This is a genomic window from uncultured Fibrella sp. (assembly GCF_964250085.1).
GTDB lineage: Bacteria > Bacteroidota > Bacteroidia > Cytophagales > Spirosomataceae > Fibrella.
The window spans coordinates 691,604-716,867 of sequence record NZ_CAXUEC010000002.1 but is presented as its reverse complement, the minus strand read 5'-3'; the positions used below and the strand labels follow the sequence as shown (position 1 = coordinate 716,867).

The 25,264-nt window shown below is 53.8% G+C and carries 19 protein-coding genes; 10 read left to right on the top strand and 9 right to left on the bottom strand.

Annotated elements, in window-relative coordinates; translation table 11 throughout:
* Nucleotides 1-177 precede the first annotated feature (177 nt).
* Nucleotides 178-1,107, top strand: a complete 930-nt coding sequence (locus tag ACFE8Q_RS08470; protein ID WP_375444936.1) for a S1/P1 nuclease — start codon at nucleotides 178-180, stop codon at nucleotides 1,105-1,107.
* A gap of 18 nt (nucleotides 1,108-1,125) precedes the next feature.
* Here the strand turns inward: ACFE8Q_RS08470 and ACFE8Q_RS08465 are convergent, their stop codons facing one another.
* Entirely contained in the window at nucleotides 1,126-1,626 is a 501-nt protein-coding gene (locus ACFE8Q_RS08465) for a PPC domain-containing DNA-binding protein (protein ID WP_375444935.1), read from the bottom strand.
* A gap of 32 nt (nucleotides 1,627-1,658) precedes the next feature.
* Here ACFE8Q_RS08465 and ACFE8Q_RS08460 point away from each other — a divergent pair, with 32 nt between their 5' ends.
* On the top strand, nucleotides 1,659-2,651 hold the full coding sequence (locus ACFE8Q_RS08460; protein ID WP_375444934.1) for a transglutaminase domain-containing protein: 993 nt from the start codon (nucleotides 1,659-1,661) through the stop codon (nucleotides 2,649-2,651).
* Nucleotides 2,652-2,821: 170 nt separating this feature from the next.
* Here the strand turns inward: ACFE8Q_RS08460 and ACFE8Q_RS08455 are convergent, their stop codons facing one another.
* The 4 genes from ACFE8Q_RS08455 to ACFE8Q_RS08440 all read right to left on the bottom strand — a co-directional run bounded on the left by ACFE8Q_RS08455 (nucleotide 2,822) and on the right by ACFE8Q_RS08440 (nucleotide 7,445).
* Nucleotides 2,822-4,747 carry a hypothetical protein gene (locus tag ACFE8Q_RS08455; RefSeq protein ID WP_375444933.1) on the bottom strand — a complete coding sequence of 642 codons (1,926 nt, stop codon included), beginning with the start codon at nucleotides 4,745-4,747 and terminating at the stop codon, nucleotides 2,822-2,824.
* Between the two features lie 404 nt (nucleotides 4,748-5,151).
* A complete protein-coding gene (locus ACFE8Q_RS08450) occupies nucleotides 5,152-5,523 on the bottom strand; it encodes a hypothetical protein (protein WP_375444932.1) in 372 nt (123 codons plus the stop codon).
* 62 nt (nucleotides 5,524-5,585) lie between these two features.
* Nucleotides 5,586-6,791, bottom strand: coding sequence for a class I SAM-dependent methyltransferase (locus ACFE8Q_RS08445; RefSeq protein WP_375444931.1), 1,206 nt, complete (start codon nucleotides 6,789-6,791; stop codon nucleotides 5,586-5,588).
* Between the two features lie 117 nt (nucleotides 6,792-6,908).
* Nucleotides 6,909-7,445, bottom strand: a complete 537-nt coding sequence (locus ACFE8Q_RS08440; RefSeq protein ID WP_375444930.1) for a GNAT family N-acetyltransferase — start codon at nucleotides 7,443-7,445, stop codon at nucleotides 6,909-6,911.
* Nucleotides 7,446-7,555: 110 nt separating this feature from the next.
* Between ACFE8Q_RS08440 and ACFE8Q_RS08435 the strand changes: the two genes are divergently transcribed.
* The 5 genes from ACFE8Q_RS08435 (at nucleotide 7,556) to ACFE8Q_RS08415 (ending at nucleotide 15,954) form a co-directional block, all read left to right on the top strand.
* The gene (locus ACFE8Q_RS08435; RefSeq protein WP_375444929.1) at nucleotides 7,556-8,896 is read left to right on the top strand and encodes a TolC family protein; all 1,341 of its coding nucleotides are present in this window, start codon (nucleotides 7,556-7,558) and stop codon (nucleotides 8,894-8,896) included.
* A 71-nt stretch (nucleotides 8,897-8,967) separates the two neighbouring features.
* Nucleotides 8,968-10,080 carry an efflux RND transporter periplasmic adaptor subunit gene (locus ACFE8Q_RS08430; RefSeq protein WP_375444928.1) on the top strand — a complete coding sequence of 371 codons (1,113 nt, stop codon included), beginning with the start codon at nucleotides 8,968-8,970 and terminating at the stop codon, nucleotides 10,078-10,080.
* Nucleotides 10,081-10,127: 47 nt separating this feature from the next.
* The gene (locus ACFE8Q_RS08425) at nucleotides 10,128-13,322 is read left to right on the top strand and encodes an efflux RND transporter permease subunit (RefSeq protein WP_375444927.1); all 3,195 of its coding nucleotides are present in this window, start codon (nucleotides 10,128-10,130) and stop codon (nucleotides 13,320-13,322) included.
* A gap of 287 nt (nucleotides 13,323-13,609) precedes the next feature.
* Nucleotides 13,610-14,491 carry a sugar phosphate isomerase/epimerase family protein gene (locus tag ACFE8Q_RS08420; protein WP_375444926.1) on the top strand — a complete coding sequence of 294 codons (882 nt, stop codon included), beginning with the start codon at nucleotides 13,610-13,612 and terminating at the stop codon, nucleotides 14,489-14,491.
* 53 nt (nucleotides 14,492-14,544) lie between these two features.
* On the top strand, nucleotides 14,545-15,954 hold the full coding sequence (locus tag ACFE8Q_RS08415; RefSeq protein WP_375444925.1) for an enolase C-terminal domain-like protein: 1,410 nt from the start codon (nucleotides 14,545-14,547) through the stop codon (nucleotides 15,952-15,954).
* Nucleotides 15,955-15,979: 25 nt separating this feature from the next.
* Here ACFE8Q_RS08415 and treF read toward each other — a convergent pair whose 3' ends face one another.
* Together treF and treS are read right to left on the bottom strand one after the other, a co-directional pair.
* Nucleotides 15,980-17,587, bottom strand: coding sequence for an alpha,alpha-trehalase TreF (treF, locus tag ACFE8Q_RS08410; RefSeq protein ID WP_375444924.1), 1,608 nt, complete (start codon nucleotides 17,585-17,587; stop codon nucleotides 15,980-15,982).
* Nucleotides 17,587-20,982, bottom strand: a complete 3,396-nt coding sequence (gene treS / locus ACFE8Q_RS08405) for a maltose alpha-D-glucosyltransferase (RefSeq protein ID WP_375444923.1) — start codon at nucleotides 20,980-20,982, stop codon at nucleotides 17,587-17,589. The genes treF and treS overlap by 1 nt, the downstream gene beginning before the upstream one ends.
* Nucleotides 20,983-21,255: 273 nt before the next feature.
* On the opposite strand from treS, the gene otsB reads away from it, so the two are divergent.
* Nucleotides 21,256-22,137 (top strand): trehalose-phosphatase, encoded by an 882-nt coding sequence (gene otsB / locus ACFE8Q_RS08400; protein ID WP_375444922.1) that lies wholly within the window; start codon nucleotides 21,256-21,258, stop codon nucleotides 22,135-22,137.
* Nucleotides 22,138-22,596: 459 nt separating this feature from the next.
* Here the strand turns inward: otsB and ACFE8Q_RS08395 are convergent, their stop codons facing one another.
* Complete coding sequence (locus tag ACFE8Q_RS08395) at nucleotides 22,597-22,758, bottom strand: hypothetical protein (protein ID WP_375444921.1); 162 nt, start codon at nucleotides 22,756-22,758, stop codon at nucleotides 22,597-22,599.
* A gap of 245 nt (nucleotides 22,759-23,003) precedes the next feature.
* Between ACFE8Q_RS08395 and ACFE8Q_RS08390 the strand changes: the two genes are divergently transcribed.
* Nucleotides 23,004-23,201 carry a hypothetical protein gene (locus ACFE8Q_RS08390; protein WP_375444920.1) on the top strand — a complete coding sequence of 66 codons (198 nt, stop codon included), beginning with the start codon at nucleotides 23,004-23,006 and terminating at the stop codon, nucleotides 23,199-23,201.
* Nucleotides 23,202-23,246: 45 nt separating this feature from the next.
* Here ACFE8Q_RS08390 and ACFE8Q_RS08385 read toward each other — a convergent pair whose 3' ends face one another.
* Complete coding sequence (locus tag ACFE8Q_RS08385; RefSeq protein WP_375444919.1) at nucleotides 23,247-24,122, bottom strand: phosphodiester glycosidase family protein; 876 nt, start codon at nucleotides 24,120-24,122, stop codon at nucleotides 23,247-23,249.
* A gap of 174 nt (nucleotides 24,123-24,296) precedes the next feature.
* Between ACFE8Q_RS08385 and queG the strand changes: the two genes are divergently transcribed.
* Complete coding sequence (queG, locus tag ACFE8Q_RS08380; protein WP_375444918.1) at nucleotides 24,297-25,232, top strand: tRNA epoxyqueuosine(34) reductase QueG; 936 nt, start codon at nucleotides 24,297-24,299, stop codon at nucleotides 25,230-25,232.
* Nucleotides 25,233-25,264: the final 32 nt, after the last annotated feature.

Genomic DNA, 25,264 nt, shown 5'->3' with positions numbered 1-25,264 from the left:
GGACGCCCAGTCTGCATTTTTGGTAGTACACATGCGGACTGGGCGTCCCCGACTAAAGGCCGCGTTACGGTATAAACTGTTAATAAAAGCTTAATCGTTTTAGGAACCTGTTACGCTAGCTTTGGATTGCACAGGTACGTTACGCCGTTTACCTTGCACCTCTCAACGCACTAATTTATGAGCCGCTTTGGTTTTTCCTTCGTTGTTGCCTGCCTGTTGGTCGCAATAATCACGCTGACGCCCGCATACAGCTGGAATCGGGCCACGCACATGGCAACGGGGGCTATTGCCTACCGCGAAATGCAACGCACCGCGCCCCAGGCCGTTGCACGGATTGTAGCCATCCTGCGGCGGCATCCTGAATTTAAACAGCGATGGGCTGACAAAATCAACGATCCGGCTTTGTCGGAAGATGATCGTAATCAGTATCTCTTCATGCTGGCGGCCCGTTGGCCAGACGATATTCGCGGCAACGCTTACGATCACCCAACCTGGCATTACATCAATTATGTGTACGCTCCCCAGCAGGGAATGGCCCGTACGGATACAACCCTGGCCACTGGAGAAAATATACTGCAGGCCTTCGACCAAAACCGGCAGATTCTGCGGAGCAACGCCCCCGACAGCGCTAAAGCCATTGCCCTCTGCTGGCTCTTCCACCTGACTGGCGACGTACATCAGCCATTGCATGCTACGGCGCTGATCGACAACCAGTTCCCAACTGGCGATCGGGGTGGTAACCTCTTCAAGATCAAGGTGCAGATGAGTAGTCAGACCATCAACCTGCATTCATTCTGGGACGGTATGCTGCTGGGAGCCGATGATTTTCAATCGGCCAATAAGCTGGCTATTCAGGCGCGGCAGGCCGTTGGTCGGGAGCAGTTGCCACAACTGGGCAAGACAGACATTGGTAGCTGGTCGAAAGAAAGCTTCCAACTGGCTCAGGACAACGCCTACCGGAGCAATACCCTCACGCCCGGAACCGATCAGGAAGGAGCGGTGCTACCCCCTGATTATGTAGCTACGGTGAAGCCTATTGCCCAGCGGCAGATAGCGCTGGCAGGCTACCGGCTAGCCGATGAACTGACGGCCGATCTGGCCAATTAGGCGTTAATTCAGGTACGTTCACTTTCGCTTTTTGCGACGGATAACCAGTTCGCGGTAGCCAAAGGTTGGGTCGGGTTCGCGGGTGTACGTCACGGCGGGCAGTACGCCAATAACCAGTTCAACAGTCGTGTATATCTTATTACCGGTCATCAGATGCCCACCGATGGTTCGGCCGGTAGAGTCGGAAACAGACAGATGAACATGACTGCCATTGGTTGACAACGTACCTACGAGCGACACGATTTCGAAGTGTCCCAGGTACGTTGCTGCTTTCTCCTGGTTGGCCAGCCGGATTGAGGCATCGGTAAGGCTGCCTACACAGGTAAGCACCAGACCGGCATCAATTCGCTGGTCACGAACAAGCTTGTCCAATTCATCTTTCAAATCCTGGCCCGGCCGCAGGCGGACCGAGATCGTGTGCATGGGCGACTGTTCGCCGTAGGTAAAGCTGGGTTGGGCGGTAGCATCAGGAATCATAAATAATTGACTCAGCAGGGGAAACAATAAAAGAAAGCGCATCCGTGTTACTAGTTGTGTGATTGACTTGTGGTATGCGAAAATACACCCTCCCCGCCATTGTAGCCGCTTTTCTGTTAGCGGGCTCTACAGCATTGACTCCCAGCCCAGTACCCGGCTGGGCTAACCCGACCCACGTTGCTCCTCAAGATTATGAGGTGATCGATAACTACGCCAGACGGGCACCGGACGCTTATGCGAAAAGCCTTAAGTCGCTAAGCGAGTACCTGACGGCGCCCGCCCGGTCTGATCTGGCTAAAGCCCGTTCGGTTTACGCCTGGATTGTCACGCACGTTCGATACGATGGCGCCGTATATACGGGTGGTAGCTACTCGTCTGAAACCCAGTATGCAGGACGAATACTACAAACCAGACGGGCCGTTTGTTCTGGTTTTGCGCTGCTATACAAGCAGTTGCTAAGTCAGGCTGGGGTAGAGGTAACTACCGTGAAAGGGTTTGCCCGCTACACCGATGCACAGGCAGGCTTTTCAACCGGAGGCATCGACCATGAGTGGAATGCCGTTAAACTAGACGGTGAGTGGTATCTGGTAGACGTTACGTGGGCGAGCACTACGGCGCAGAATGGAGTGCCTAACGATTTTTATTTCCTGACAGACCCACTGGCATTTGTGTCTCAGCATCTTCCGGTCGACTCACGGTGGCAATTATTATCGCGGGCGGTGAGCAAATCTGATTTCGACCGGTTTCCAAAATACTACGACGCTTACTTTAATCTGGGTTTCGATCCTTACTTTCCGAAACAGGGCGTGTTGCGGGCAACTGATGGTGTAACCGTAAACCTTACGAATGAAGGAAACGTCGAGTTCTGGTGTGCGGCTGGCCCCAGGGGGGGAACGTCGCATTCAAAGGTGCAACACACGGTTACACGGAACGGAGACACCTACCAGCTTCAGGTAAAATTGCCGGGCAGGGGTACGCAAACACTGTACGTATTTGCCAAAGAGCGGGCGAGCAAAACGGAACGGTACAAACAGTACGCAGCTATCGCCTCATTTACGGTCATGTGACGCCACTGACTGCGCTTACCAGTAGTTCAGCTCTAATTCTCTGAAGGAAGCTACTGCTCCGCTGAACGGCTTAGGTGAGCGTAAGCAACAAGTTTCATGGCCAGTTATAAACGCAGAAAGCCGGATCAGACGATCCGGCTTTCTGCGTTTAATCTACTCGGTGAATTACTCTACCGACGACGCTTTGGCGTTGGGGCGGGCGGCGTGATGAGTTTTTCGTACTGCTGAGCGTTCAGTGGCTTCAGGTCAGTGATCGAGTATGTATTGTCGCTGATGATCGTGTTGAACTGACCAACAACCCGCTCTGGCTGACCGTTGCATGGGAGTTGCGTTACGCTAAACACAGCGCGGAAGTACTGTACTTGCGGACGTACCCGACGGTTTTTGTAGCGAATTGCTTTGCCGCTTTCGATCTGCGATTTCTCCTGTTGCAGCGTACGGGCCAAGTCGCCTGGCAGTTCGCGGATGTCGAGGATCAAGGCAGTTGAATCGAATTCGAATGGCTGAGAAGCCAGTTTGCGGTTCAGCGTACGGTAACGCAGACGGGTTGTGGTATCACCTACCGACGTAATCTGACCGTTACAGTAGCAGACATTAGCTACTTCACGTGTATACGGGTTGCGGTAATATACTTCCAGACGCTCTAACCGGTGACGGAATTCGCAAGGACCACCCACAGCCGCCAGCGGTACGGTTGGGCCGCTCAACACAGCGAAGCTGGTTGTGGCTACTTCGCTCATACACTCGCCACAGGCAGCCGTTTGATGGTTATGCACCGTAACGTAGTAGAAACCACGGGTTGGTTTGCCGTTTTGCAGGTACTGGGATGGGAAGGCCAGCGTAGTATCTTTTGTATCAACCACCTGCGCGATCACCTGATCACCGGCAGCAGCGCCGTTCGCTACGTCAGGACGATAGTATAGACGGGCCGTGAAGGTTTCGTTCTTCGGGTTGATAGTCGTGCTGCGCCAGCTAATCGTTGGAGCCGATACATTGTCTGGAATGCTGTCAGCAGCCAACGTCAGGCCATTGAGTGGCGTATTGCGGAATCGAACGGCCAAGGCTGGTACAGAATCGCAGGTTGGGCAGAAGGTTGGCGCTTTCGGGATCAGACGTTTCTGGATGAACCCTTTGCGAACAGCAACACCCGCTGTGAATCCACCGTGTAAGCGCTGGAATTCAAAAAGGTTATTAGCCTGTGGAGGTGTCGTGTTTCCACCGTCAATGATCAGGTAGTTGAGCTTAGTGTAATAGCCCTGGGCCTGGAAGCCTAAGTGCCAGTTGTTGCGCAATGGGAAGAAGATACCCAACGACGCATTACCACCAAGGTGTAGCAGTTTGTTGCTCGGTTCAACGATGCGAATGACCTGCTCAGCCGCTCCTGGACCTGATGGTATGCTTGCGCCCAGGAAAGCAGACTCCGTGCGGTACAAACCACCACGAATAGCCGCTTCGATGAACGTACCTGTAGTGATCGGGTTCTTACGACGACCAATTTCCCACGACAGCACCGGCCCTATGGTAAGGAAGAAATCTTCCTGAGGCTTGTTGCGTAGTGATACCCGATCTGCGGCGAACCCACGAACACCGGCAAGGTTGACAAAATCGGTCTTCCAATCGTCACGCGTGTAGAAATTCTGGTAACCCAAGGCAGCACTAAGTCCCAGTTTGAGTTTGCGCTCGGGCCGTGAGAAGAAATAGTCGGCATTAAACGTTGTGTTAATACCCGTACCGTTGTACAGGGAATTATCACGCTTGTTTGGGCCGAAGGTGGCGTCGAAGCTGCCGCAATAGGCGAAAGCGGGGCCAATGAAAGCACCGATCCGCCAGGGCGAGATACGACGTACAAGCGCAAAGGTCTGAAGGGTAGTATCACAATCCTGCAATTCGGTCAGGGTTGGGTACTGGCTTTTGAAGCTCGCCCGTTGGACTGTGTCTGTGTAACCTTTCTTTCCTAGGTCGAAGATACGCTCACGGGGTGCATAGCGGTCTGTGGGCTGGTTACGGCGCACAGTGTCGGCTTGCTGTGCATAGGTGGACGCAGTACCCGCATAGAGGAACGCAACGCCCGCCATAAGTCGGATAAGTCTGTGCATACGTACAGTTTATTTTTGTTTCGATGGCAAAATACAACTACACTAACTCAAATCAAGGTTTACTCTGTGAAAGATTTTAGGCAACGGTCTGATTGTTAAGCCGATTTTGGCTCCTAAGTAGTATCATAATAGGCTGGTAATGGGCTGGATACAGCTATATGTGTGGCTGGTGATATTTTTTCCAAACTAACAAAAACAACAGTAACCGAAAACTACACTCATCGGGTATTTGAAAATTTACGGCGGTCAGACCGATTCCAGTGAGTAATGGATGAGTTCGGTGACATTCCGTGATCAGTCTACTGACAGGGTGTTAGAATTAGCGAGCCGTCAAAAGTCACCTAATTCAATGGAAATTGCCGGTGAATAGGCACTGGCAACGTACCTGTAACATACTATACTTATTAAATGCTGGTTTGTTCGCGGCTAAGTTCAGCCGTTACGTCGGTCATGCTCCGATTTGTGTCGGCTGGTTGCTGAATAGCTTCCAGTTCCTGCTGAACAACCCGCAGTACGCGGGCGATGTACTCAGCATGCCAGCCTTGTCGTTGGGCTTCCTGTTCGGGCGTGGGGGCAAACGCCTCGATCTCTGACCGGGTCAGTATACCCTTACTTTCCAGGAGGCGTTCCAGCGTGTCGATTCGTTCGCGGGCTACGGCTAGTTCGCCCGCCACGGCCATTGTGATGTTCAACACCCGTTCAACCATCGGGTCGTCGAAGAAATAAGGGCGTTGTCCCTTTGCTTTATTGGAGGCAAGCAGCGTATTATGTATCATACTAATGTAGTTGACGATTGGGAAGTCGAGTGAACACGTGATTGATCTGCCCGATTCCCCGGTTATTTCCAGGCACCGAACGCGTTCCAGGCAATAGCTGGTGTGTAATCTTCCTGCTGATCAGGCTGCGTGAAATCATCGGTTTCAGCAATGGCCCCTGCGCTGAACTGAAGCAGCTTATCGGCGGTAAAGCCACCACTTATCATCCAGTTCTTCATGCCCATACCATACATAACGGCGCGAAAGGGCAGGTTCGTTAGTTGTGCCTTCCATTCGCGCATGCTCTGCTCAAACAGATGCACATCGGGCGTATATTGAGGCTGTTCGAGATGAAGCATCAGCCCGCCGGGTTTCAGCACCCGATATATCTCTTTGATGATGTTCTCAAGAGCTGCTTTAGACGTTTCATGCAGGAAAGCCGTTGTCTGGACCCAGTCAACCGATGCGTCGGCGTAGGGAAGCTGTTCGGCATTAGCCTGCAAAAAATCGACGTTAAGCACGTTCAACCCTACAGACCGGGCGTGGCTGTAGCGAAGCATGGCGGCACTTACGTCGATGCCGGTTATCTGAGCATCCGGGTAACCAATTGCAAGGGGTAAGGTATTGTTCCCCGTGCCACAGCCCAAATCCAGCACGCGTTCCGGCTGAAAGTCCGGGTAGTTTCGCTTCAACCAGGCAACCAGCGCTCTGCTGGGACCATCGGAGAGCCGACCTTCAGTGCCGGCGTGCTTTACAAAAAGGCCGGCATCGAAATTCGCCGCATTCGATACGTCGCCCGGTATATACGTTGCATAGTAGCCGCCTGGCATAGCGTGGTTGTCAACCGCCGTCAGGTACGTTAGTATGGTAACGGCTGGATCGAGATGGAGCGATTCGGGCCGTTGGTTGCCAAATGCTCCTGTTTTTGTCGCCAGGTCATCCAGTTGACGAAGGACCAGGGAGCGACCTGCCTGTTGATGCATTTCGGTAGCCGACCGATGCAAGGCGCTCCACAACTGGAAATTTGCGTCGTGTTGCATAGCCGTTTGTACTTCGTCGTGGGCCTCAAAGTCGCGCCCGATTTGTGCCATGAAGGCAGGTTTCACGCGCCGTTCAAATACAACCCGATTGCCCGGCTGCACAACCGTAGTAATATACTTGTTTAAACTCGACAGGAAATTGTACCGGGCCGATTCATCATGTGATACAACTGGAAAAACCGGGTGCTTCTCTACCTGATTATAAGCAGGAGGAAGCGTAGCGGAACTGTTCTTATTCATTTTACTCATACTGATCCATAGGTTTTATGGTATTATGGCCTAACTACCGACCTTCACCGGCTGTTTGGAAGTTGCAGGATCATTATAGCCAGTGGCGTTATAAGAGCCGGGTACGTTACCTGATTGTCAGCACAGGCATTTCTTCATTTGCCACATCCGGCGATACTCCGGTTTCATCTGAGGAAATGGCAGTATCGTTTCGCCGACCTGTTTAAAACCCCGTTTTTCGTAAAAAGCGAGCGAGTCAAGGCTGCTGTCCATGACATGCAACCAGATGTAATCGTTGCCCTGCTGGCGCGCAATGGCCTCGGCATGCTGAATCAGCAACGTACCCAGCCCTTTTCCGGCCGCTTCGCGTAAGAAGTAAATCCGTTCCAGCTCAAGGCCCCCGGGAGCCTGTGTGCCAGGCAGTGGTTTTGTCAGGTTAAGTTTCAGATAACCAACGCGCTGACCGCTCCAGACGGCCCAGAAATAGCGCACATTCGGGTCGTTGAGTTCCGTTTCCAGTTTGATACTGTTGTAGGAATGGTCTACATACCAGCTACCTCCGTCGTCCCAGAGGTACGTGAAATACTGCGGATAAATGCGCAAACAGAGGTCAGACAGGTCGCCAGCCTGTTCAGGTAAGACGGGCTCGATCACTAAACAAGTGGTCTGATTCATGTTTTATAGGTCGAATTAAGTACTGAACAAAATTGAATCGAGGGAGTTTTTTTGGTAGTACACTCTGTTGACTATCTATCAAATAGGGTGTGATTGCCTCTCATAACGTTATGAAAATCAATTACTTTGTATTTTACTTAGGATTTTTTGTCTTTTTGTTTGGTCAGGCTTTTGGTCAGAATCAACCCGATCTGGAGGGGCGGCAGGCGTATCTGACTGATTGTGTTCAGTATGCGCTGACGAACAATCCGCTGGTTCGGCAGCGGTTGATCGATCAGGAAGTGGCCGACCGCACAGTTCGCAGTTCGTTGGCGGCCTGGTACCCGCAGTTGAATAGCAGCTACAACTTGCTTCATTACTTAAAACTGCCAGTTACCCTGATTCCAGATGCCACTACAGGCGAACGACGGCCGGTAGCTTTGGGCGCGCAAAACACGTCGACGGTTTCGTTTTCGCTCTCGCAAAGTATTTTTAATCGAGATTTATTGTTGGCCAGCCGAACGGCCGATGCGTACCGATTGCAGGCGGCGCAAACGACGGTCAATGACAAAATCGACGTGGTGGTCAATGTGAGCAAGGCGTTTTATGACGTGATTCTGACCCAACGGCAGATCGAAATTCTGAACGAAGATATTACACGGCTGCAACGAAGCCTTCAGGATGCCACCAATCAATACCAGAGTGGCCTTGTTGATAAAACTGATCCACAACGGGCCAAAATTGCGCTGAACAACTCACTGGCGCAACGGAAGCAGTATCAGGAACTGGTTGGCTCAAAATCGCAGGCGCTCAAACAGTTAATGGGTTACCCGCCAACCGCCAAGCTTACACTGACCTACGACACGCTGCAACTAGCCAACGAGGTTACAATGGACACCACGTTGCTGGTCAATCCGAAATCGCGCATCGAATACCAACTGCTGCAAACGCAGGGCCAATTGCTGGAGGCTAATGTACGCTATAACAGGTGGTCGTACCTGCCTTCGGTTAATGCCAATGCCAACTATAACCTGCTGTATCAGAACAACGTTTTTCCCCAGTTGTACAACCAGAGTTTTCCTAACTCACTCATCGGCCTGTCGGTGATCTTTCCCATTTTTCAGGGTGGGCGACGAATCCAGCAAACCCGGATAGCTGAGTTGCAGGTCAGGCGATTGCAATGGGATTTGTCGGCGCTGACCAGTGCTGTGGACGCTGAATATGCCCAGGCGCTGGCTACGTATAAAGGGAACCTGGCCAACTATGAAGCACTGCGCGAAAATCAGGCGCTGGCGCAGGACGTTTACCGGATCATTGACCTGCAATACCGCTCCGGGATTCGAACGTACCTGGACGTGACCATCGCCGAAGCCGATCTGCAAACCGCACGCCTGAATGTGTTCAATGCGTTGTATGCTGTTATCATCAGCAAGCTAGACGTGCAACGAGCGTTGGGTTTGATTACATTTTAAGGTACAGGGACGGTATCGTCCGACGCTGTCGATAGTGAAGTAAAGGCCGAGAGCCAAGCAAATCCATCAAGATGAGAACGAGTATAAACACCATTGCCTTAATCGGAACCGTGTGTCTGCTTGCTGCCTGTGGCGGCAAAAAAGACGATAAAGCGCAGGCACCCCCACCGCCAACGGCTGTTACGGCCATCAAGGCCACCAAAGGAAACGCCACGTATTATGACGAATTTCCTGCTACAATAACAGCCCTGCTCGAAGTGGAGATTCAACCGCAGGTGGCGGGCAACATCACCGGCATCTTTTTCCGGGACGGGCAGGTTGTTCGCAAAGGCCAGAAACTGTACAGCATCGACCCGCAACAATACCGGGCCGGTTACGACCAGGCAGTGGCGAATCTGAATGTACAGAAAGCCAACCTGAACCGGGCGCAGAAAGACGCTAACCGGTACAACACGCTGGCCCAGCAAGACGCTATTGCCCGGCAGGTGGTAGACAATGCCACGGCCACACTCGAAGCCGCTCAGATGCAGGTGGCGGCGGCAGAGGCCAATATTCGGCAGGTAGCGACGAGCCTGAAATACACGACGATCTACTCGCCGCTGGACGGAACCATCGGCATTTCACAGGTACGTCTCGGCGCATCAGTTGCGCCGGGGTCAACACCACTGAACACTGTTTCGGCCGATAACCCGATTGCCGCCGACATTCAGGCCGACGAGGCTACGATTTCGCGGTTTTTGGCTCTGCAAAAACAGCCAAATACAGTGCGCGACTCAACCCTGATGTTTGTCTTGACCGACGGTACAGTGTATAAATATCCCGGCACCTTGCAAATCATCGACCGGGCCGTTGACCCGCAGACAGGTACGTTGCGGGTCCGTATTTCCTTCCCCAATCCCGGAAAGCAACTCAAAGTGGGTATTAACGGCAATGTTCGGGTAAGAAACAGCACCAATCAGCCGCAACTGCTGATTCCGTATCAGGCCGTGACCGAGCAGATGAGTGAATACTTCGTGTTTGTGGTGGGCGACAGCAGTAAGGTAACTCAGAAAAAACTGACGCTCGGTGCCCGCATCAATGATAAAGTGATCGTTAAGGCTGGCCTCAATGAAGGCGAACTCATTGTAACAGAGGGTACGCAGAAGATTCGGGAAGGGGCACGGGTGAAGGTTACTGTTAAATGATTTCGCCGGGCAGTGCCTAGTGAAAATCAGAGGTAGTTATAAAAATTATGTTCTCAGAAATATTCATAAATCGGCCGGTAACGGCCATTGTGGCATCCATCGTTATTGTGGCGCTGGGTGTGCTGGCGTTGCTTAGTTTGCCGGTCAGTCAATATCCAGACATCACGCCGCCGGTGGTGCAGGTGACAGGTACGTATACCGGTGCCGATGCCCAGACTGTGGAGCAGACCGTTGCCACACCAATCGAGACGCAGGTGAACGGTACGCCCGGCATGGATTACGTGCAGACCAACGCCACCAACGATGGACGAATGAGCATGAACGTGACCTTCAAAGTGGGCACCGACGTGAACATTGCCGCGCTCGACGTGCAAAACCGGGTGGGTATTGCCCAGCCACAGTTGCCACAGGAGGTAACCCGGCTTGGGGTGGTGGTTCGGAAGCGGAACCCATCGCTGTTTATGCTGGTGGCTATTTACTCGCCCAAGGGCACGCACAACGTTTCGTTCCTCGACAACTACACGAACATCTACATCCGTGATGCGCTGCTGCGGGTACCGGGTGTGGGTGACATCTTCAGTCGGGCCGATGATTTTTCGATGCGTATCTGGCTCAAGCCCGATCGGCTGGCCCAACTGGGCATGACGCCCGATCAGGTGGTGGCGGCCTTGCAGGAGCAAAACCTGCAAGTGGCGGGTGGTTCGGTTGGGGCGCCACCGCAACCCGGCTCACAGGCGTTCGAGTACTCGGTTTTCACTAACAGTCGTTTAAGTAAGGAAGAAGAATTTCGGCAGATCATCGTTCGCAGCGATCCCGCCACAGGATCACTAGTGCGGCTGGAAGATGTAGCTCGTGTTCAACTGGGTAAGTTCTCTTATGCCAGTAACTCGTTTGTCGATGGCAAGCGGGCCTCGTATCTGCTGGTGTATCAACTTCCCGGTAGTAACGCGCTGGCTACGGCCAAGGGAGTATACGCCGCGATGGATAAACTAAAGGAGACGTTCCCGAAAGACATCGAGTATGTAGTGCCGTTCGAGTCGGTGTCGGTGATTCAGGTATCTATTTCCGAAGTGGTTGAAACGCTGCTCGAGGCGTTGGTGCTGGTTATTCTGGTCGTGTTCCTGTTCCTGCAAAGCTGGCGGGCCACGCTCATTACCCTGTTAGCCATTCCGGTATCCATCGTGGGTACGTTCGCACTGTTTGTTCCGCTCGGGTTTACGATTAATACGCTAACGCTGTTCGCCTTTGTACTGGCTATCGGTATTGTGGTTGATGATGCCATTGTAGTAGTGGAAGCTGTGCAGGTGAATATCGACAAGGGTATGTCACCGAAAGACGCTACCATCGAGGCGATGCGCGAAATTTCGGCCCCGGTTATTGCCATTGCGCTTATTCTGGCGGCGGTGTTCGTGCCGGTGGGGTTCATCCCCGGCATCGTAGGGCGGTTGTATCAGCAGTTTGCCATCACCATTGCCGTTTCCGTGCTGATCTCGGCATTCGTGGCCCTGTCGCTGACGCCTGCGCTGTGTACGCTGCTGCTGAAACCGATGCATATCGACGAGAAGGCAACCGGCCTGAACAAGTTTTTCTACAAGTTCAATCAGTGGTTCGAGAAGGTGACCAACGCCTATTCCAACAGTGTAAATCGCCTGATCAAAGCCACTCCGCTGGTGATTGTAGCGTTGATCGTGGTTTATATTGGAACGGGGCTGCTTTTCCGCGCCAAGCCAACCGGGTTTATTCCAACGGAAGATGAAGGTCGACTGATTGTTACCTACGAAATACCGGAAGCGGCCTCGACAACGCGAAGTCTGCAAGTGCTCAACCAGATTATGGACATTCTGAAGAAGCAGCCTTACGTGAACCACTTCGCCGCGTTGGGCGGGTTGAACGCGGTTACATTTGCCTCAAAATCGAACAGTGGTACCGTGTTCATGCAGTTGAAGCCCTGGGACGAGCGAAAGGAACGAAATATGCAAGCCGATTCGCTGGTGGTGAAGCTGCAACAGGCTTTGTCGGTGCTGAACGATGCTCGACCGCAAGTGCTGCAACCGCCCGCCATTCCAGGTCTCGGGCAGTCGTCTGGCTTTACATTCGAGATTCAGCAGCGCGAGAGCAACGACGACGTGCGCGCCTTCGACAATGTGGTGCAGAACTTCCTGGCCGAGGCCAACAAACGCCCCGAAATTGGCCGTGCCTTTACCTACTTTACCGCTAAGTCGCCTGCTTACCGGGTCGATGTCGACCGGGATAAGTGTAAGAAGCTGGGCGTTTCGGTTAGTTCGGTCTATACTACCATGCAGACATTTCTGGGTAGCCAGTACGTCAACGACTTCATTATCTACGGCCGGAAATTCCGGGTGGTGGCGCAGGCCGACACCATGTACCGGACCGACGTGAAGAACCTGGGGCAGTATTACGTGCGCAACCAGAATAACCAACTGGTGCCCATTAGCGCACTCATCAAAACGAGCATCATCGAAAACGCCCCGCTGATTTCGCACTTCAACCTGTTCCGGTCTGTGGAGTTGAACGGGGCAGCTAAACCGGGTTTCAGCAGCAGTCAGGCCAACGACGCCCTGCGCGAAGTGGCGGCTAAGGTATTGCCAACCGGTTATTCGTACGATTTTGGGGGGCTGAGCCGCGAAGAGATCAACGCGGGGAGCAGCTCGATCTACATTTTCATGCTGTCGGTTGGGTTCGTGTTCCTATTTCTGGCGGCGTTGTACGAAAGCTGGTCGGTGCCATTCTCGGTACTGCTCTCTGTACCAATCGGTGCGCTGGGGGCCATTCTTGCGTTGACCCTCTTCCCGTATTTGACCAACAACGTCTACGCTCAGATCGGGCTGATTACGCTGATTGGTCTGGCCGCTAAAAACGCCATTCTAATCGTGGAGTTTGCTAAAGAGCGCGTAGATAAGGGCGAAGATCTGCTCGAATCGACCATCGAAGCGGTTCGGCTGCGGTTGCGGCCCATCCTGATGACGTCGCTGGCGTTTATTCTGGGGGTATTCCCGCTGGCGCTGGCGACAGGAGCAGGCGGGGTAGCCCGCGCCACCATCGGCCGCACGGTGCTCGGTGGGATGCTCGCCGCTACCTCGCTGGCTATCTTCGTCGTGCCCGTTCTCTACGTGGGTATCACCAAACTGGCGTATGGCAAAAAAGGTCTTGATGAACTGAAAAAACGGAACGAGAAGCCCGAAGAAAAGCTGGGCGACGATCCACAGGTAGCCAACGCGTAAGACGAACGTACCTGACATGACAACGCCCGGTCACTGATGAAACAGGACCGGGCGTTGTCATGTCAGGTACATAGATGGAACTGGATCTACCTGGTGAAGCCGACGATTACTACTTCACCTCGTACTCTTTTAGTTTTTAGCGCCGTACGGGTTCATAGACCTTGGAAAGTAGATGAACGTACCTCCGTTCTTGCTCAGTGGTATAAAGCCACTCTACTATGACATTGAGCCGGAGACGATTTACACATACACTCATGGCGGCTGGGGCTGCCTTACCTTTCGCGACTGTGCGCGGTTCGGTAAGAGAAGGTTATTCTCCCCGGAAAGAGGCAATCAAACTCAATCTTTTCTCGAAAGGGATGGAGTGGCTCGAGTACGACGCGTTTACCGATATTGTGCTGGCAACTGGTTGTCAGGGGATCGACATCACCGTGCGGGAAGGTGGCTACGTCCTGCCTGAAAACGTGGAGCGTGATCTGCCTAAGCTTGTGGAAATGGCGCATAAAAAGGGGTTAAAGACGCCCATGATGGTAACGTCGATCGTGTCTGCCAGTGATCCTCTAACTGAGCGCGTACTGAAAACGGCTGCTCAGTTGGGCCTTACGCACTACCGGATGGGGTATTTTCGGTACGACCCTAAGCGCGATATGAAAACTTATTTTCAGGAGTGCGCCACCAACCTGCAACGGCTAGCCGACCTAAACCAACGGCATGGTATACAGGCCGGTTACCAGAATCACCACGGCGCCTACCTTGGGGCACCGGTGCTGGATATCTGGCAGTTGCTTGGCCGGGTAGATCAACGGGCCGTCAGCTTTCAATATGATATCGCCCATGCGCAGGTGGAGGGCGTTTTCTCCTGGCCAATTGCGCTGCAACTCGTTAAAGACCGAATTGGATCACTGGCGCTGAAAGACTATCAGTGGGAGATAGCGAACCGAAAACTGCGGGTGAATCCGGTGCCTATTGGCGAAGGTGGTGTTGATTTTGGCGCGTTCTTCAAGATGGTGCAGGCCGAAAAAATACAGGCACCGTTTACGGTTCATATCGAATACCCAACCCTGACCGACACTGATAAAAAGCTGTCGATTTCTCAGAAGATGAATAAGCTCGTGCCAATCATAAAACGGGACGCCGACACAATTCTTGGAATCTGGCAGAACGCTTGAGTATGGCTTTGTGCGTTCGCCAATCCCTGCAACCACCTCTACCGCATTCAGCAATGACTCCTAAAGCTGCAACTACCTCGCTCGACCGGCGGGAATTTATTCAGTCGGCAAGTGCCCTGATGGCGGCTGGCCTCACTGGTTTCTCGCCGTCGACGCGCAGCAACGTACCTACAACCAGCTCGCTGGCCTCGATCCGGGTGAAGAACGTGGAATCGAATTTCGAACGTGAACCGCTTAATCCGTATCGATTCAAAGGCAGCGCCATTACCGAAAGCTGGCAGACGGCTTCGATGCTCGAAAGTGAATCGGGGGTTCGGAAAGTCGGGTTGTGTACGCAGGGTGTGCTTTGGTCGGATGCCACCGTGTTTGCGGCGCATTCCGAGCGGGTTGGCAACGCGCTGATGTACGCCATCACCGATCGGGCGTTGCACCTCATGAAAGGTAATTCTTTCACCGATCCGGTCTCGCTACTGGATGATCTGCTGCCGGAAGTCTACGCCTACGCCAAAAAAATCACGGGCAACCCCGACCTGCGAAAGACGTTCGCCCTGAATGCGCTGGTCAGCGTCGACAATGCGGCCTGGCTGCTGTTTGCACAGGAAAACAAGCTGACCTGTTTTGACGACATGATTCCGGCAAAGTACAGGCCCGGCCTGTCGTATCGGCACGATAAAGTAGCCAGTATTCCCTCGTTCAGCGTGGGCACAACCGCTGACAAGATCAAAGCCGCCGCCGATGAAGGATATTTCATTATGAAGCTGAAAACCGGTTCGTCGGGTACGCAGGCCGAGATGCTGGAGAAAGATATCGCGTTTCTGACGGCGGTACATAAAGCCATTGGTCGGTACGAGACGCCGTACACCAAAAGCGGCAAGATTCCGTATTACTTCGACGCCAATGGCCGCTACGAGAAAAAAGATACTCTGCTCCGGTTTCTTGATCACGCTAAAAAAATCGGAGCTTTTGACCAGATTGCGGTGATCGAAGAACCGTTTGATGAACGGAACGAAGAGTTTGTCGGTCAACTTGGCGTTCGCATTGCCGCCGACGAAAGCGCCCATACCGACAAAGACGCCGCCATCCGGATTGAGCAGGGGTACTCAGCCATTGCCGTGAAAGCCATTGCCAAGACGCTGAGCATGACCATGAAAATCACGCAGTTGGCTTACGAAAAAGGCGTCCCCTGCTTCTGCGCCGACCTGACCGTTAACCCGATTTTGGTCGACTGGAATAAGAATGTAGCTGCCCGGCTACCGCCATTTCCGGGCGTTACGACTGGCTTGCAGGAAACGAATGGCCATCAGTACTTTAAAAACTGGGAGAAGCTCATGACCTATCATCCCAAAGCGGGCGCCAGTTGGACCAAAACGCAGAAAGGCGTGTACCCCACCGATGCCTCTTTTTACACTGAAAGTGGCGGGATTTTACTTCCTTCCCCACATTACGACCAGCTTTTTGGGTAATGCATTTTCAAAGCTGTACCGTAGTCTATTCGGTCAGCAGGCGTAACAGCACGCCGTTTGTCCAGCCGAAGCCGTCCTGATTGGGGTACTCGCCCCCTTTGGCCGCGGCGGTGCTGACCACATCGTATTTCTCCACCATTTTCCCCGACGCTGTATACACCCGCAGGTTCTCCTTCACCCAGTTGGCCTTGATCCTGTCGGCCAGTGCGGTCTGTTTGTAGTTGCGCAGTCCCTGAATGGCCAGCCATTGCAGGGGTGCCCAGCCATTGGGCGAATCCCACTGCTCGCCGGTGCGAACGAGGGTAGTGGTGAGGCCACCGGGTTTCAAAAAGGATTGCTCCAGCTTGCGGGCCACGGCCGCCGCCTGCTGAGGTGTGGCTATGTTGACAAACAGCGGATACACGGCCGCCAGTGAATAAACGGGGGCCTGCTTCCGCGCTACAAAGTCATAATCGAAGAAAAACTGACTGCTAGCATTCCAGCAGTAACGCAGCAGGGCATCGCGCCGTTTCTGGGTACGTTGCCGAAACACAGCCGCCTTCGCCTGGTTGCCCTGTAGCGCGTAGCCGTCGGCTAGGGTACGTTCGAGGTTGAGAAGCAACGCATTCAGATCGACCGGGACAAAATCGGTGGTGTGGATCGTACGCAGGCTTTTTCCGTCGGCAAACCAGCGGCTGCTAAAATCCCAGCCCGACTCGGCCGCGGCGCGGAGGTGTCGGTAGAGCGTCGGCTTGTCACTGGCCGTTTGGGCCAGATTCACATCTTCCCGATACGATTCGGGGCGGGGCGTCGGCTTATCATCGTAATACCGGTTCAGGTAAACGCCCTCGGCCAGCCGGACTACCCGTCGGTAAGCTGGTCGCTGCGCCGTTGTCTGCGCCTGTCCATTCATCCAGAAATCATATTCTTTCTGAAGCTGAGGCAAGTACTTGACCACCGTTTGTTTCCCCTGGATGTCGCTCAGCAGGTTCACCATGAGCGAAAAGAACGGCGGTTGCGACCGACCCAGAAAGTACGTGCGGTTGCCGTTGGGAATGAACCCGAATGTCTGGATCAGGTACGCGAAATTGTCGATCATGTTCTGGATCTGCTCGGTTCGCCCGGCGGCGCGCAGACCCTGCATCGTGAAGTAGCTATCCCAGTAGTAGATCTCGCCAAAACGCCCGCCCGGCACCACGTAAGGCTTCGGTAACGGAATCAGCGAACCGGCCTGTGTGCCTGCTTTCAGGCCTGGCGTAGCTGGCCGGGTCAGCACCGGCCACAGGTCGTTGATGTGTTGTTGCGCCGATTGACTCGCTTTGCTGGTGTAGCCTGATGCCGGTTTGATGGGCAACGTAAAATGTTGGAGGACAAACGCTTTCAGATCAAAACCGCGTTGCTGGCTGGCCTTGCCGTAGTTGGCCAGGATGGTAGCCACCGGAAATTTCGGGGTGCAGTCGGCAAACGTTTTCGAGTCGGGGAAGACCGATTTCAACTGAACGTCTCTGAACAACACGCCAAGCTGCTCGTCGGGGCTGACGAGTGTCGCCTGGGCGGTTGCTTTTTTCTCAAGAACAGCCTGGCCCCGGTTTGGCGTCAGGCTGAACAGAAAGAACGTACCTGCGAGCAGGTGTTTGAACGAGTAATAATGCATTAGCTGTCGGAACCGGAGTGGTTTTGATGCGATGCCGCAGCGTGGGCTGCCTCCGATTCAGCCATAACACCGTCGACCACCTCATTTGTTAGGATCGACTGAATGATTTGGGCGGGGAGACGTACCCAGTCAGGGCGGTTGGTCAGTTCGTTGGTCAACCCGGCAACGGCGTTTTCGAGCAGGTACGTCTCCAGCATCATCTGAAGATCGTCGGGCTGCGTTGGGATGAAAGAACTGCCCTGCACCGTTTCCAGGTACGCTTTCATGAAGAAACCGCTCATGTAGTGCGCCCATAGTGCGGCGTAGGGGAGTAGCCTCGGTGCTTCTTCCGGCGTCACCTGGTCGTCTTGCCGGAATCCTTCGTAGGCCGCATAGTACAAGGAGTGAAGCAGGTCGGCCACGTCGCGCAGGGGTGACCGCTTCAGCCGCCGCTCGCTGTAGCTCCGGTTGGGGTCGCCGCCAAAATCCTGAATGGTGACGTCACGGCCGGTGAGCAGGATCTTATCGAGCCGCAGGTTACCGTGAATCCGGATCTTGGTCGTGTCCAGCTTCTTGCGATAGATTCGTTTCAGCGTCTTCAGCAGGTCATCTTTAGGCGGTAGCTGCGCCAGTGCCTGTTTTGCCTCGTCGGGAAGTTGTTGCCCGGTTCGTTTCTGAACCTGGTAATTCTCCCGCACCAGCGACTGTAGCCCGGAGAATAACGACCGCTGGTAATGGAGTGAAAACGGCTCGGGCGCAAACTCTTTCTGGCCCTTGTTGGTCGACAGTGCCAGGTGCATTTGCCCAATGCGAACGCCCAGCAGTTGAGCCTGTTCGGCCGCACGTTGACCCAGCAGTTCCTGCATCTCGGAAGGCAAGTCGCTGAACCCGATCGGCTGGCTGAGTGAACCGCGGGGAGCCGCTTCGGCCAGGCCCAACTGCTCTTTGTCACGCGCCAGAATTCGCTCGATGAAGTTGCCGATCCGCTCAAGCACGTAGCTCTTACCGTCGCCGTGAAACTCGTCCATCTGCTGCAACATACCCAGCATAACGGGGCTTCCTCCCGCCGCCAGTTCCAGCGAACCGGCAAACGCAGGTACGTTGGCAAAGCCTGCTTTCTCGCTCAAAAAACGAGTCAGTTCCAGATCGGGGTTGGTCGATAAGTCGACCTTCCGGTACAGTTTTAGCTGAAACCGGTTGTCGTAGCTTATTGACGCATAGCCAGCATTGGCTGTGCTGAGCTTGGGTTTAATGTTCCCGGAATCCCGAACATAGTCGCTAACCGTCGGCGTGGTCTGAAACACCAGATTGGCGAGCGAATCCGTGTTGTTGCCCGCCAGGTGTTGCAGCAGGGTCAACTGCACCTCAGCGAGATACAGCCCATCGCAGAGAACACCCGACTGATCGCCGATCTGCACCGTGGCCAGCACCGATTGCGGGCAGTTCTGCGTGAGTTTGGCCGATTCCTGATCGTCGGCGAAGGCCAGCGTCAACTGATACGTGTCGGGTAGGCCGCGTTCGTACGCCACTTCGATCAACACGATATAAGCCGGCCCTTCGGCCAGTGGCAGCACCGCCTGGCTGGTGATCGTTACGCCGTAGATGGCCTGCTTCCGGCTGGCAAACCAGTCGGTCTTGCGCAGGTACGTTGGCAGGATTTCCGTCTCCAGCCGTTCGCGGGTGCGGGCCTGCATCAGTTTGGTCCAGTCGTTGATGCGAAGCGCGGGTAGCTGGGCCAGATCGACCGCTTCGGTAGCGGCTTTCTCCAGCACAAACCACTGAAAATCATGAGCAGCCAGCGTGAAAAAATACGTGCCCTGCTGCGGAACGGCCGGAAATGAATTCTTACTGAACACCTCCACAGGTACGTACCCGCCGTAGCTGCTCAGGTCGATCTCGGCTGGTTGCGCGTATTTCGATAAATTGTTGATGATCAAGATAGTTTCATCCTCGAAGGTGCGGGTAAAGGCCAGCACTTTGGGGTTTTCAACGGGCAAAAACGTCATGTCGCCCCGCCCGAATGCCTTGTGTTTTTTGCGGAGGTAGATCATCCGTTTCATGAACCAGAACAGCGACGAGGTGTTGCGCCGCTGCGTCTCTACATTCACGGATTCGTAATGGTATTCGGGGTCGAGGATGGTGGGCAGGTACAGTTTTTGCGGGTTGGTGGCCGAGAAACCCGCGTTCCGGTCGGGCGACCATTGCATGGGCGTACGCACGCCGTCGCGGTCGCCCAGGTATACGTTGTCGCCCATGCCAATCTCGTCGCCGTAGTAGATCACGGGTGTTCCGGGTAACGAAAAGAGCAGGCTGTTGAGCAGGTCGATTTTCCGGCGGTTGTTGCCCATCAGCGGAGCCAGCCGGTGCCGGATGCCGAGGTTTATCTTGGCCCTGGGGTCCTGCGCGTAGGTTTTGTACATGTAGTCCCGCTCTTCGTCGGTCACCATTTCGAGGGTCAGTTCGTCGTGGTTTCGCAGGAAGATAGCCCACTGGCAATTGTCGGGAATGGCCGGTGTCTGGTCGAAGATATCGGTGATCGGGTAGCGGTCTTCCATCTGCAACGCCATGAACATGCGGGGCATGATGGGGAAATGGTAATTCATGTGGCACTCATCGCCGTCGCCGAAATACGAGGCCGAATCTTCGGGCCACATGTTGGCTTCGGCCAGAAAGACTACGCCCGGGAAATGATCGTCGATGTGTTTGCGAAGCTGTTTCAGGAACGCGTGCGTTTCGGGCAGGTTCTCGCCGTTGGTGCCTTCTCGCTCGAACAGATACGGCACCGCATCCAGCCGGAACCCGTCGACCCCCAGTTCGCACCAGTAGTCGATCATCCTGAAAATTTCGGCCTGCACCAGCGGGCTGTCATAGTTCAGGTCGGGCTGGTGGTGGAAGAACCGGTGCCAGTAGTACTGCTGCGCTTCGTGGTCCCAGGTCCAGTTGGAGGTTTCGAAATCCTGAAAAATGATCCGCACGTCCCGGTACTGGTCGGGGTTGTCGGTCCAGACGTAGTAATCGCGTTCGGGTGATCCTTTGGGTGCTTTCCTGGCTCGCTGAAACCAGGGATGCTGATCGGAGGTGTGGTTGATGACCAGTTCGGTAATCACGTTCAGGTTGCGCTGATGGGCTTCCTGAAGCAGTGTTTTAAACTCGCTGATGGTACCATACGACGGGTTAATCGAGTAGTAATCAGCAATATCGTAGCCATCGTCGCGCAGGGGGGAGGGGTAGAAGGGGAGCAGCCAGATAGCGGTTACGCCCAGTTCCTGCAAGTAGTCCAGCTTTTCGAGCAGCCCCTGAAAATCACCGATTCCATCGCCGTTGCCGTCGCGGAACGCCTTGATGTGTAGTTCATAAATGATGGCATCTTTATACCAGTACAGGTTATCCTGCACGTCTTCTTTACGTTGAGTCATGGTTACTCTGGTTTGCTATAGCTGCCTTGCTTTCAGTTGCCAAACAACCGGTTTAATGGGGCAAAAGTGATGAATGAGCAACATGCGGCGGTGAAGTAAAAATTTGCTTACAATACGCTTAGGAATTGCTTAGAGCAACTACAAACGCCACAGATTGCTTGAAGAAGTATGCATCCGGGTTCATAATCCGCATTCCAAGGAGATTCTAAGATTTGCTTAAGCCGCCTCTAAGTCAGTTGCGCCTCTTTTGCTGAACACACTGCCGTGTTGTCGATGGCCGAGCGGATGGGGCAACAACCAGGCGATGCCGCCAAGATTCACTGGGTGGGGCACGCCACCGCCAGTCTTCAGCAGGTAGACCGGTCGGCGTTTGAGAACGAGACATTTGTGGCCCATCCGGTATTCATGGACGAGGCCGTTCACAAAGGGTTTTACGAAGGGTTCAGTAATAACCTGCTCTGGCCGCTGTTCCATTATTTCCCGTCCTACGGCTCGTTCGACGAGGCCAATTTCAGTCATTATCAACAGGCTAATGCCCGCTTTCTGGCCGAAACCGCTGATCTGGTTGTTAGTAGCGGGCGGGATCGTTCTTTTCTGGAGAAGACCCTGACCGATATTCCAGTTTATCTGGTTGCTGAACACGGCGCTTTTTTGAAAAAACCAGCGCAACACCGGGAACGGCTCGACCTGTCGACCGATAACTGGCATGAGCCGGTCCGAGCCGTTATGCGTCAGTTGGTCGGGCAGTTTGCGGGGTCATTCGTGGAGGAAGAAAAGACGGCTATTGCCTGGCATTATCGCATGGCCGGGGTCGACGATGTAGAAGCCCATGCCGTTGAACTGGCTAATGGGCTGCGTGGAATTGCCTCGGCCGTGCCGCTGGCCGTTATTCAGGGAAACAAAGTAGTGGAGGTGAAGCCCACCCAGCACAGCAAAGGCACGGTGGCGCTGACTATTGTGGAGCAGAAAACGTATGATTTTATCGTCAGCATTGGCGACGATACTACCGGCGAAGATATGGTCAGGCTGTTGCCCAACTGGGCCTACACACTAAAAGTAGGGCCAGGTACGTCGTTTGCCCGCTACCGGCTGGCCCGACAGCACGATGTTGAGGCGCTCCTCCAGCAGATGAGCGATGTACTGACAGAGATGTAGGGTATTTTCTCGTTGAGCGGTGCAGTTAGGCCATATCTTGGAGAGATGGCCTAACTGCACCGCTCAACGAGAAAACTATTGATTCGGCTGTTTCTCGAGTTGTGGCTTGAGAAGGCCAGCTCCCAATCTAATCGCGTCAGCATAAAGCTGCTTAAGTTGGTGCTTGTTACCCATCATCTCCAGATCGAGCTGGAGTTGTTTGAAGAACAGATGTACCTCATCCGGTACCTCTACATTAACCTTTACCATCTTGATTTTCCAAACTAGTGATGTCACTCATCCTGCATTAGCGTCTGAAAATAATAGATTCTTTTTTCAAACAGTGAGAGCCACAGCGTTTTACCTATTCAACGGGTAAATCAGATAGCTAATGGATACTCACTACCGCATTCGATGAGAAGCACCTTTGCTAAATAAGGCCCTGTTAGTAAGCCAGCAATCGAGTCTGGAGGAAGTTATCTAATGGCGATGTGAGCTGGTTTTGCTGTTGTCGGGCACGTGCGTATAGCGGGGAGGCAGCAAGTCTGCCCCCGACGATCGGCAACCAAAGTGGGCGCTGGTATAATAGGCCGACAACCCGACCAGACCAATCAGAACCACTATAATTCCAGCTAGCAACATACGTACGCGGGGGTTATGATCAGTGGCGGTTCAATTGGCCAACTATTGGTCTGTGGGTATGATCTAAAGCTAGATGGCTAACATAAGAGGGTGCTTAGAGTATGCCTAGAATTTACTTGGAGGGATTGTTACTAGGTCTGTCTGCCCGATTCTAAGCAGATTCTAAGGAGTTTATCAGCGGTTACTAAGCCGCGTGCGCGAGCTTTGGCGTAGTATTCGTTGAACCTGTTAACGCCGTTTCAAGCATGATTTACGCTGCATCCCGATACTCATCGTACTTTTCTTCACTTGACCGGCCTACCCTGAACCGTGCCCGTTCGGAAAGTCAACTCAATCAGGCACCGCCTAAAAAACCTGACTGGTTGTTGATCCTCGTCAGTATTTTGTTCCTTATCACCTTACTCATCGCCTGGGCCGTCGACCTGCCTGCGTTTAACTGGTAACGTATCTGGCTGGGTCAGGTACGGTATGTTCCGGGCCGATGATGATCAGCGGGGATGTACCAGCAATACGTTGCTTACGGGCCGCTCACCCGTGTGAATCCACTGCTTACTGTCGGACGGGTAATTCACGACGCCATTTTCGGGTTGCCCGGCTAGCCAGAGCGTTGTGGAGCCGCCGCCGTCGAGGTTGATGGCGTCGCGGCAGCCGAGCCAGGTTAACACCGTCGCCAGTTCGGGCAGGCTGAAACCGGCCGCGTTCTTATGCCGGCCATCGGCGGTGAGCAGGAGCACATGCCGGTCTTTGGTCAGACAGAGGCAGGTGCGTGGATGCCGGTTGTCATTGAATGCGTTGGTTTTGAGCAGACTGCGTTTTCCCCCTTGTAAAAGGAGCGGCCCGGTTACCATCACGTTTGGTTCGGGGCGTCCGCTGGCCCAACGCGGGTTGGCCGCACCACCAAATACGATCGAGGCTTTTCCCCGGCGGTCAATAACAATGGCTGCCTGCCGATGCTCTTCCAGTTCCTTGCCGGGCGTGTAGCGAGTCGTATCGAGCACCCGTTTATCGATCTTGATATGATCGACTGAGCCGCCCTTAAAACTAAAAAACGTACCGTTGAGCGCCGCCGTGGCTCCATGCTGTCGGCCAAGTCGGCTGGTGGTCCAGAGGCTATCGCCAGCCGATGCAAAGGACAGCCGCCAGCGCCGGGGACGCACCCGCAGGATGTTGAGGTTCTGTGGCGAGCCAAACAGCGAATCGAACCGCATCGTTTGCCAGTCAAGGCCGCGTTTCAACTGAATGGCAGTGGGTTGGCTGGTCACGCGCACCGAATCGGCCAACGTACCTGGCACCGACTGGGCCGTTACCGAAACAGAAACAACCAGAAGCAGGGCGAAGAAACGCAGGCGAAAAGTGATGGTCATAGTGGGTTGAGATGGAGGTTCTGACGGGATAAAGCTACGGACCAGGTACGAAAGCCAGGTAGTAGCCAATTAAAATGAGCTGTTAAGTTTATGTGAAACAGGAGGATTGTTTTAGGGAATTGCGAAAGCCATTCTCATCCGAAACCTATCGGGTCGGCAAACCATTATACCTACATGATGACCAACGCGCAGAAGATCAAAGCAAAAGCCCTGGAACTGGGGTTTGACTTTTGTGGGATAGCAAAAGCCGATTTCCTGGCCGACGAAGCACCCCGGCTCGAGGCATGGCTGACGCGTAACATGCATGGGCAGATGGGCTACATGGCCAACCATTTCGACAAACGGCTCGATCCCCGGTTGCTGGTCGAGGATGCCAAGTCGGTGGTGTCGGTGCTGTTGAATTACTACCCTGGCGATGAGCATGAGAGCCGACTGCCAGAGGACGAGGAAGCGTTTAAAATTTCGAAATACGCCTACGGAACCGATTATCACTTTGTGTTGAAAGACAAGCTGAAAGAACTGCTTGCATTCATTCACACGGAGATTGGCGAGGTTGGTGGCCGGGCGTTTGTTGATTCGGCCCCGGTCATGGACAAAGCCTGGGCGGCCAAGTCTGGATTGGGCTGGGTAGGCAAACACAGCAATCTGCTCAACCGGAAGATGGGCAGCTTCTTCTTCATCGGCGAGTTGATCCTTGACCTTGCTCTGGAACCCGACGGCCCGACTACCGACCATTGCGGAACCTGCACCCGATGCATCGACGCGTGCCCTACCGATGCCATCGTTGCCCCGTATGTGGTCGACGGAAGCCGCTGTATCTCTTATTTCACCATCGAGTTGAAAGAGGCCATTCCGCAGGAGGTGAAGGGTAAGTTCGAGAACTGGCTGTTTGGCTGCGACATCTGCCAGGACGTTTGTCCGTGGAACCGGTTTGCCAAACCACACCAGACCGCCGAATTCAGGTTAAGCCCGGAACTGGCCAGCATGACCAACAACGATTGGGAAGACATTACCGACGATGTGTTCAGGGAACTGTTTAAACGATCGCCAATTAAACGCACCAAAAGGGAAGGTTTGCTGCGTAATGCCCGTTTTCTAACCAATTTATAGAATGTACCATCGTTCTGGTTATGTTTAGGCGG